This is a genomic window from Microvirga calopogonii, from assembly GCF_003347665.1.
Classification (GTDB): Bacteria; Pseudomonadota; Alphaproteobacteria; order Rhizobiales; family Beijerinckiaceae; genus Microvirga; species Microvirga calopogonii.
Genome location: NZ_QDGA01000152.1, coordinates 1 through 9305, shown reverse-complemented (window position 1 = coordinate 9305; position 9305 = coordinate 1). Strand labels below are relative to the sequence as shown.

General features: G+C 65.9%; 8 protein-coding genes. 2 read left to right on the top strand and 6 right to left on the bottom strand.

Going from position 1 to position 9305, the window contains the following annotated elements; genetic code table 11:
* Positions 1-1145, bottom strand: a 1145-nt coding sequence (locus tag DDF70_RS33990) for a UDP-glucose dehydrogenase family protein (protein ID WP_162820873.1), incomplete at its 3' end; no start/stop codon positions are given.
* A gap of 302 nt (positions 1146-1447) precedes the next feature.
* Here DDF70_RS33990 and DDF70_RS33985 point away from each other — a divergent pair.
* Positions 1448-2461 (top strand): asparaginase, encoded by a 1014-nt coding sequence (locus DDF70_RS33985; RefSeq protein ID WP_114948980.1) that lies wholly within the window; start codon positions 1448-1450, stop codon positions 2459-2461.
* Between the two features lie 6 nt (positions 2462-2467).
* Here the strand turns inward: DDF70_RS33985 and DDF70_RS33980 are convergent, their stop codons facing one another.
* The 4 genes from DDF70_RS33980 to DDF70_RS33965 all read right to left on the bottom strand — a co-directional run bounded on the left by DDF70_RS33980 (position 2468) and on the right by DDF70_RS33965 (position 5889).
* Entirely contained in the window at positions 2468-3259 is a 792-nt protein-coding gene (locus tag DDF70_RS33980; RefSeq protein WP_162820872.1) for a bestrophin-like domain, read from the bottom strand.
* A 152-nt stretch (positions 3260-3411) separates the two neighbouring features.
* Positions 3412-3906 carry an SRPBCC domain-containing protein gene (locus DDF70_RS33975; protein WP_114948978.1) on the bottom strand — a complete coding sequence of 165 codons (495 nt, stop codon included), beginning with the start codon at positions 3904-3906 and terminating at the stop codon, positions 3412-3414.
* A gap of 95 nt (positions 3907-4001) precedes the next feature.
* Complete coding sequence (gene meaB / locus DDF70_RS33970) at positions 4002-4985, bottom strand: methylmalonyl Co-A mutase-associated GTPase MeaB (RefSeq protein ID WP_114948977.1); 984 nt, start codon at positions 4983-4985, stop codon at positions 4002-4004.
* A gap of 145 nt (positions 4986-5130) precedes the next feature.
* On the bottom strand, positions 5131-5889 hold the full coding sequence (locus tag DDF70_RS33965) for a DUF3750 domain-containing protein (protein WP_114948976.1): 759 nt from the start codon (positions 5887-5889) through the stop codon (positions 5131-5133).
* A gap of 174 nt (positions 5890-6063) precedes the next feature.
* Here DDF70_RS33965 and DDF70_RS33960 point away from each other — a divergent pair, with 174 nt between their 5' ends.
* On the top strand, positions 6064-7035 hold the full coding sequence (locus DDF70_RS33960; RefSeq protein WP_114948975.1) for an alpha/beta hydrolase: 972 nt from the start codon (positions 6064-6066) through the stop codon (positions 7033-7035).
* A gap of 104 nt (positions 7036-7139) precedes the next feature.
* On the opposite strand, the gene scpA is transcribed toward DDF70_RS33960, so the two are convergent.
* Positions 7140-9305 carry a methylmalonyl-CoA mutase gene (scpA, locus tag DDF70_RS33955; RefSeq protein WP_114948974.1) on the bottom strand — a complete coding sequence of 722 codons (2166 nt, stop codon included), beginning with the start codon at positions 9303-9305 and terminating at the stop codon, positions 7140-7142.

Here is a 9305-nt window from a genome sequence, read left to right as displayed (position 1 = left end):
GCATCCGCCCCGCGGGCGCAATCATAGGCGTCCTTGGCGTAAGCCACGTCGGTGAGCACCGCCTGGGCCGCCGCCATGCCCTCCGGGTCGTAGGCCTTCACCTGGGCGCCGGCATCCTGCAGCGCGGTGATCACGTCGATCGAGGGCGCATCGCGCATGTCGTCGGTGTTGGGCTTGAAGGTCAGGCCGAGCACCGCCACCGTCTTGCCGCGCACCGAGCCGCCGCAGGCGGCGATCACCTTGCGGCCCATGGCGCGCTTGCGCTGGCTGTTGACCGCCGCCACCGTCTCGACGATGCGCATCGGCGCCGCGTGGTCCTGCGCCGTCTTGATCAGGGCCAGGGTGTCCTTGGGAAAGCACGAGCCGCCATAGCCCGGGCCGGCATGCAGGAACTTGGCCCCGATGCGGTTGTCGAGCCCGATGCCGCGGGCCACGTCCTGCACGTTGGCGCCCACCTGCTCGCACAAATCGGCGATCTCGTTGATGAAGGTGATCTTGGTCGCCAGGAACGCGTTGGCGGCGTACTTGGTCAGCTCGGCCGTGCGCCGCGCCATGACGAGCAGCGGCGACTGGTTGAGGTAGAGCGGGCGGTAGAGCTCGGTCATCACGGCGGTGGCGCGCGCGTCCTCGGTGCCGACCACGATGCGGTCGGGGCGCTTGAAGTCGGCGATCGCCGCGCCCTCGCGCAGGAACTCGGGGTTGGACACCACGGCGAAGGCGGCGTCGGGCCGGGTCTCGCGGATGATGCGCTCGACCTCGTCGCCGGTGCCCACCGGCACGGTCGACTTGGTCACCACGACGGTGTAGCCGTCCATGGCGGCGGCGATGTCGCGCGCGGCCTGGTAGACGTAAGAGAGGTCGGCATGGCCGTCGCCGCGGCGGGACGGGGTGCCCACCGCAATGAACACGGCCTCGGCGGTCTGGACCGCCTGGGCCAAGTCGGTGGTGAAGGTCAGGCGCTCCTCGCGCACGTTCTTGGCCACGAGCTCGGCCAGGCCGGGCTCGAAGATCGGGATGGCGCCGCGGTTGAGGGCCTCGATCTTGCCCGGGTCCTTGTCGACGCAGCAGACCTCGTGCCCGAAATCCGCAAAGCAGGCGCCCGACACCAGGCCAACATAGCCCGCTCCGATCATCGCCACACGCATCGAGAACTCCCCGTTTGTTCGAGCCTTGGGTTTAGAGTGGCAGGAGCTTCGCAGCAACCCACGGCTTGGGCGCATCGCGCGGAAAAGTGGACCTGGTTCTCGCTGACGCGGCCCTCCGGGTCCGCAAGAACGATTCCCGCTTCATAAGGTGGAGCATCGGATCGATCCCAAAAGTGCATTTCCACTTTTGGGTCGATGCTTCCAACGATTTCGGGGCACTTTTCTTGCCATTGCAACAAAGTCCCCTTTGACTTCTCCGTTGAGTGCCTCCACAACACCGCCGCTTTTCATACGGGGCATTGATGGACAATCCTTTTCTAGTCGAAGTCACCCGCGGAAACCTTGTCGAGTCGCGCCATCGGGGCAGCGTCTCCGTGGTGGACGCCGAGGGCGGCATGGTTTTGTCGATCGGGGATGTGGACCGGCGCGTTTTTCCGCGCTCCGCCGTAAAGGCTCTCCAGGCCATGCCGCTGGTCGAGAGCGGCATCGCGGACAAATACGGCCTGACCGATGAGGAGATCGCACTCGCCTGCGCGTCCCATTCGGGCGAGCCGGAACACGCGGCGACCGCCAAGGCCATGCTGGCCAAGGCCGGGCAGGACGTCGGCTGCCTCGAATGCGGCGTGCACTGGCCCATGGGCGAGGCCGCCAACCGGGCTCTGGCCGCCTCCGGCGCCAGCCCGAGCGCCCTGCACAACAACTGCTCGGGCAAGCATGCCGGCTTCGTCTGCCTTGCCTGCGGCCAGGGCCAGAGCCCGAAGGGCTACGTGCTCGCGGATCATCCCGTGCAGCGCAGCGTCCGCGAGGCCCTCGAGGAGATCACCGGCGCCTGCCATACGGTCGAGAAGAGCGGCATCGACGGATGCTCGATCCCGACCTATGCGATCCCGCTTCCGTCGCTGGCCTTCGGCTTCGCCCGGTTCGGCGCCGGGACGGGCCTGCCGGGTGACGGCAAGGCCGCGGCGGCTCGGATCCGCAAGGCCGTGGCGCGCCATCCGTTCATGGTCGCCGGAACCGGCCGCTTCGACACGAAGCTCATGGAGCTCCTCGGCGAGCGAGCCTTCGTCAAGGTTGGCGCCGAGGGCGTCTATTGCGCCTCCTTCCCGGAACTCGGCTATGGGGTGGCCCTGAAGGTCGAGGATGGCCATGCCCGCGCGGCCGAGGCCATGATGGCCGGCCTCGTCCTGCGCTTCCTCTCCTTGAGCGCCGACGAGCGGAAGGTTGTCGAAGGTCTGGCCCAGCCGGTGTTCAAGAACTGGAACGGCCTCGAGGTCGGACAGATCCGAGTCTCATCGGAGATCAGGGGCACAGCCTGAAGGCGCTCACGGCCTCGGGTTCATCTGCAGGCGGGTATGGATGAGGTCGTCCGGCTGGAGGCCGTGCGGACCATGGAATGGCCGGTCGAGAACGCCGACCATGTAGACGACGAGACCGATGAAGATCATCAGGACGCTGCTAAGAACGAAGTGAGTCGTTCGCCTCAGGTTGAATAGCCACAGAACGACGGCATTCAGGGCGGCGCCCACCATGACGACCCCCCAGATGACCCTTGGAATACTGGTCCCGGCCGCCTGAATGCGCAGGCGGCGCTGCTCGATGAAGTCTTCGAAGGTCCGGAGCGCCGCCTGATGGATCAGGTCCTCTCCCGTATCGCGGTTGGGCCTGAAGCTGAGGAGCTGGCGGCTCAACTGGTCGACCAGGTGCGTCCCGCGCGTGGAAACCTGATCGGTCCGCTGGGCGGCCCAGCCCGGCCCCGTCTCCTCGTCGACATACTGGCGAAGGGTATCCAACAGGGGGGTGCGGGCCGGTTCGGGATAGGCATTGAAGGTGCGGTAGAGGGCAATGACCTTGGACGCCTCGCGCCCGACCGCGTCCTGCGCCTTGACGTAGTTCTCGAACACCGCGACGGAGAGCAGGGCCAGGAGAACGCCGTAATAGAGCGAGAAGACGTTCAGGAGCAGCGCGACGACCGTGTTCGGATTGCGCTCCCCGCGCATCAGGCGTGCGAATGTGGGCTGCAGGAGAACCAAGCCGACCAGGGTCGGCACCAGGAAGACGAGGCAGACGATCACGGCGCCCAGGAAAAGGGGCAATTGATGCAATCGATCGATCACGGCGCTGTCGGTTCTCGGTGATGGCCTTCGGGCATGCACCGAATGAAGCGGATTTTCCGACGAGGATCAGGTGAAATTCCGGATAGGCGGACGGAGCTTCCTGCTGAGGCCGGGATGCATGAAGGGGCCGGCTCGAAGCGGCAGGCTATGCTTCACCGTTTCCCGAGGTGGAGTTGATCAGGAGCGGCTTGAGCCTGCTCGACGAGTCGCTTGAGCCGTCCCAGCGACATACGCCAGCCCGTCTCGTTGTCGGCCGGAGAGATGCCGGAGGGGACGTTCTCGTGCCAGGCGCTGAGCACGGTCGAGCTTCCGGTTTCACTCAGGGCAAAGGTGATGTTCATTTCGCCCTGCATCGAGGGATCGTCGGTTTCGAACTCCAGAGCCTGCACGACGCGCTGGTTGGGAACCAAGTCGACGAAATGGCCGTGATAGGTATCCGTCCGGGCCGAGGACTTCCCCACTCCGAAGTCTCCTTCATAGGTGAGCGAGATGCGAAACCGGCCGCCGACCTTGGGTTCGAAGTGGTGGATCTCGATGCTCATACCATCGGGGAACATCCATGCCGAAACGGCATCGGGATCGATCAACGCGCGGTAAATCACCGAGGCAGGGGCATCGAAGTGCTGAGTCAGCTTCAGCGCGCTCATGGCCTTAGGCTAAGGCGCTCCCTGCTCGAAACGCAACCGTCGACGTCTCGCTGCGACCGGACGTCGGCGTCCAGGCTCCGCGGCAGGTCCTGAGCCTAGAGCCTCAACAGCTTCACGATCTCGGTGGCTCCGGCCGTGGGCGACAGAGAGCCGTCCGCGATGGCCTGCTCCAGTTCCGGCACGCGCTGACGCAGGGCCGGGTCGTGATGGAGGCGTTCGTACAGGCGCTCATGAACGAGGGCCCACATCCATTTCGTATCCTGCGCCCGGCGCTTGGCCGCGAGTTCTCCCGTTGCCTCCAGGCGCTGGCGATGATCGAGGACCTTCGCCCAAAGCTCATCGAGCCCCTGGCCGGTGAGACCCGAGATCGTGATCACGGGTGGCGTCCAGGTGGGGGAGGCGGGCGACAGGATGTGAAGGGCAGCCTTGTACTCGGCGGCGGCCGCCTTTGCCTTTGCGCCCGCATCGTCCGCCTTGTTGACGGCGATCAGGTCGGCGAGTTCGAGGATGCCTTTCTTGATCCCCTGCAACTCGTCGCCCGCACCGGGCAGCATGAGGACCAGGAAGAAATCGGTCAGGTCCGCGACCGCCGTTTCCGACTGCCCGACGCCGACGGTCTCGACCAGGATCACGTCGAAGCCGGCGGCTTCGCACAGCAGCATGGTCTCGCGGGTCTTGGCCGCGACGCCACCCAGCGTCCCGGAGGACGGGGAGGGGCGGATGAAGGCGTTGGGATCAGCCGCGAGTTGCGCCATCCGGGTCTTGTCACCGAGGATCGCGCCGCCGGTGCGGGTGGAGGAGGGATCGACCGCAAGAACGGCGACCTTGTGCCCCTTCCCGGTGAGCATGGAGCCCAGCGTGTCGATGGTGGTGGACTTGCCGACACCGGGAACCCCGGTGATGCCGATGCGCACCGCGTGTCCGGTGCGGGGCATCAGCTCCTGCAAGAGCGCGCGAGCCGCCTCGCGATGATCCGGGCGGCGCGATTCCATGAGCGTGATGGCGCGCGCGAGCGATGCCCGGTCGCCTTTGGCGACCATTTCGGCCGTCACTGTCGTTTTCGGTGATCCCCCAGTCATGGGAGAGGTCTAGCGCATCGTGCGGAAAAGTGGACCCGGTTTTCCGCAAAGAACGATGCGCCGCTTAAGGAATTGAACATCGGATCAATCCCAAAAGTGGACTCCACTTTTGGGTCCGATGTTCTAGCGCATCTGGACCGTGCTTTCACCAAGTGATCGGGTCCATGCCGATTCGTCCCCAGGCGGGAATCTTGATGGCGGGGCGGCGCACGTCGACCCCGGCGACGAGGCCCATGAAGTCGACCTCGATTCCCTCGACCCAGCCAAGGGCGATGCCCGCATAGCCGCCGAGAGAGATCTGGATGCCGGTTCGGCTCGGGGTCAGGCCGACGATGTCCCGCCAGGGCTGCCAATCCTTTCCCAGGGCCGTGGGCGGCATCGCGGCGTCGAGTTCGGGAACCGATCGCATCACGTGGGCCACGAAGGTGTTCGAGTTCGGGCCCGGCCAGGCGTTGTAGGCGCCGAAGGTCTGGTAGGGGTAGCTCGCCACCGCCTGCCGCACCTGAGGGATCAGCCGTTCCGCAGCCTTGCCCTCGATCACGACGACAGGGTGTGGCGCATTGCCGAACCAGCGTCCATCCGGGGCCCATCCATTGGTGCGGACCGGGCTGCCCCAGCCGACCTTGTCGTAGCGGGTATAGGAACGGGCGCCGGCCTCCTTCACGACGATCCAGGTATGGTGGGCGAAGATGCCGCGCCAGCGGCCGACCCGGGCCGCATAGACCGCCACGATGGCCTGGGGCGCTTCGGAGGCGGCAGGCAGGAGCTTCGCGCTCGACCAGTCGGCGGCGCGCCAATTCGGCGCGACATCGTCGCGCAGCGCCCACCAGAGCGCATGAGATCCCAGGGGCAGGAGAAACAGGCCGACAATGAAAAGGAGAATACGGGAGACGAAGGCAAGCATCGGGCGAACGTATGGGGCCTTTGTCGGAGCATCAAGATGACGTTGCGACACCTTCGTTCACCATTGGGTTACTATATTTCGACTCGGATGTGTCTTCCTCGGCTGTCTGCCTTGTGCGCGCCATGATCGGGGACAAAACAGCACTGCCCTCATTGTCTCTTGAAATCCGGCCCCATGCTTCGTCCCGTCTCCCGCATCGCCCTCATCGGCCTCGCAAGCCTCGCCCTGTCCGGCTGCCTCGGGGAGGACACGGCGCTCACCAGCCCGATCTCGTCGCAGGTGGGGCTCGCGCGGGATCCGAAGCTCCTGGTCGCGACCACGCGACTTCCGGTGGGCGATCCGCCGAAGAAGCCCTGGTTCAGCAGCGAGCGGTCCCCGGATCTGGTCTTCGCGGAAGCGCGCCTCAAGCCGCCTTCGGATTCCCTGATCGGCAACAGCGGCTGGAGCATCGCCAAGGTCGAGAACGTCGACCATAGCAACGCGGCCCAGACCTTCGCCCAGGCGGCGTTCGGCCACAACCTGCTGCTCTACATCCACGGCTACCGCGAGAGCTTCGAGACGGCCGCGACCTCGACCATCGATCTCTCCGAGGGGATCAAGTTCGCCGGGGCGACGGGCCTGTTCACCTGGCCGTCCGCCGCATCGACCTTCAGCTACGTGGCCGACCGCGAGAGCGCCATGTGGTCCCGCGATGCCCTGGAGGACCTGCTCACTGCCATCGCCAAGACCCCGAGCGGCGGGCGCATCCACATCGTCGCCCACAGCATGGGCACGCTGCTCACGCTGGAGACCTTGCGGATGCTGCGCGCCTCGGGCGGCGAGAGCGCCATGGATCGCATCGGCGCGGTGGTGCTGGCCGCCCCCGACATCGACATCGACCTCTTCGCCCGCGGCCTCGAGCGTCTCGGGCCCGACGCGAAAAAGATCACCGTCATCAGCTCCACCAACGACCGGGCGCTCGCCGTCTCGAGCCGCCTTGCCGGCGGCATCATCCGCGCCGGAGCGGCGGATCGTGAGCGCCTGGAAGCTCTCGGCGTGCGTGTGGCCGACGCGTCAGAGTTCGGCAGCGGCATCATCAACCACGACATCTTCCTGACGAACAAGGAAGTGCAGCAGGTGATCAAGCGGGCGATTGATCGATCCTAAGGTGACGGCTCGGGAATTGGCGCGCCGTGACGTTCGGGTTCGGGATCACCGGTACAGTGCCGGTGATGACGTCGAGGGACTACAAGTTAGGATGAGCCAGGCTGCTACTCCGCCGCCTGCTTCGGCCCGTATCCGAGCCGCTTGTTCAGGTCTCCGATCAGGTTGACGGCCGCGTCGGCGATCACCGTCCCCGGCGGGAAGATCGCCGAGGCGCCGGCCTGTTGCAGCGCGTCGAAATCCTGCGGCGGGATCACGCCGCCGACCACGATCATGATGTCGTCGCGGCCATACTTGGCGAGTTCGGCTTTCAGCTCCGGCACCAGCGTCAGGTGCCCAGCCGCCAGGGACGACACGCCGATGATGTGCACGTCGTTCTCGATCGCCTGACGGGCCGCTTCCGCAGGCGTCGCGAAGAGCGGACCAATATCCACGTCGAAGCCGAGATCGGCGAAGGCCGAGGCGATCACCTTCTGCCCGCGGTCGTGCCCGTCCTGGCCCATCTTGGCGACGAGAATGCGCGGGCGGCGGCCGTCGTCGTGCTCGAACTGGTCCACCAGTTGGCGGACTTTCTCCACGGCTGGCGACGCCATGCCGACCTCCCGCTTGTAAACGCCCGAGATCGCCTTGATCTCGGCGCGGTGACGGCCCCAGACCTTCTCCAGCGCGTCGGAAATCTCGCCCACGGTGGCCTTGGCCCGCGCCGCCTTCACGGCGAGGTCGAGCAGGTTGCCGTCGCCGGACGCGGCGACCGTGGAGAGGGCGGCCAGCGCCGCGTCCACGTCGGCCTGGTTGCGGTCGGCCTTCAGGCGCTTGAGCTTCTCGATCTGGCTCGCGCGCACGGCGGCGTTGTCGACCTTCAGGATGTCGATGGATGCTTCGTCCGTCGACTTGAAGCTGTTCACGCCGATGATCTTCTGGTGACCGGAATCGATGCGCGCCTGCGTGCGTGCGGCAGCCTCCTCGATCTTCAGTTTCGGAATGCCGGCCTCGATGGCCTTCGCCATGCCGCCGAGTTCCTCGACCTCCTGAATGTGCGCCCAGGCCTTCTGCGCCAGCTCGTAGGTGAGCCGCTCGACATAATACGAGCCACCCCACGGATCGATGATGCGCGTGGTACCGCTCTCCTGCTGCAGGAAAAGCTGCGTGTTGCGGGCGATGCGGGCGGAGAAATCGGTGGGCAGCGCCAGCGCTTCGTCGAGCGCATTGGTATGCAACGACTGCGTATGGCCTTGGGTCGCCGCCATCGCCTCGATGCAGGTGCGGGTGACGTTGTTGAACACGTCCTGCGCCGTGAGGGACCAGCCGGAGGTCTGCGAGTGCGTGCGCAACGGCAGCGACTTCTCGCTCTGCGGGTTGAAGCCCTTCACGAGCTTCGCCCAGATGAGGCGCGCGGCGCGCATCTTGGCCACTTCCATGAAGAAGTTCATGCCCACGGCCCAGAAGAACGACAGGCGTGGCGCGAATTGGTCGATCGTGAGCCCGGCCGCAATGCCCGCGCGGATGTACTCGACGCCGTCGGCGAGCGTATAGGCGAGCTCCAGGTCCTGCGTCGCGCCGGCCTCTTGCATGTGGTAGCCGGAGATCGAGATCGAGTTGAACTTCGGCATGTTCGCCGAGGTATAGCCGAAGATGTCCGAGATGATGCGCATCGACCCTTTGGGCGGGTAGATGTAGGTGTTGCGCACCATGAACTCTTTCAGGATGTCGTTCTGGATCGTGCCGGAGAGCTTTTGCGGCGGCACGCCCTGTTCTTCCGCTGCCACGATGTAGAGCGCGAGAACGGGCAGCACCGCGCCGTTCATGGTCATCGACACGCTCATCTGATCGAGCGGGATGCCTGCGAAGAGCGTGCGCATGTCGTAGATGGAATCGATGGCGACGCCCGCCATGCCCACGTCGCCGGCCACGCGCGGATGATCGGAATCGTAGCCGCGATGAGTCGCGAGATCGAAGGCGACCGACAGGCCCTTCTGGCCGGCCGCAAGGTTGCGGCGGTAGAAGGCGTTGGAATCCTCGGCCGTGGAGAAGCCCGCATATTGGCGCACGGTCCAGGGCTGGTTGACGTACATGGTCGGGTACGGGCCGCGCAGGAACGGCGCGACGCCCGGCCAGGTGTCGAGGAAATCGAGCCCGGCGCGGTCCTCAGGCCCATAGGCTCCCTTGACCGCGATGCCCTCCGGCGTGAGCCAGGGCTCCGAAGCAGCCTGGGAGGAGGACGCCAGGGGAGCGTCGGAGAAAGCGACGCTCGAAAAGTCCGGGATGCTGGTCAT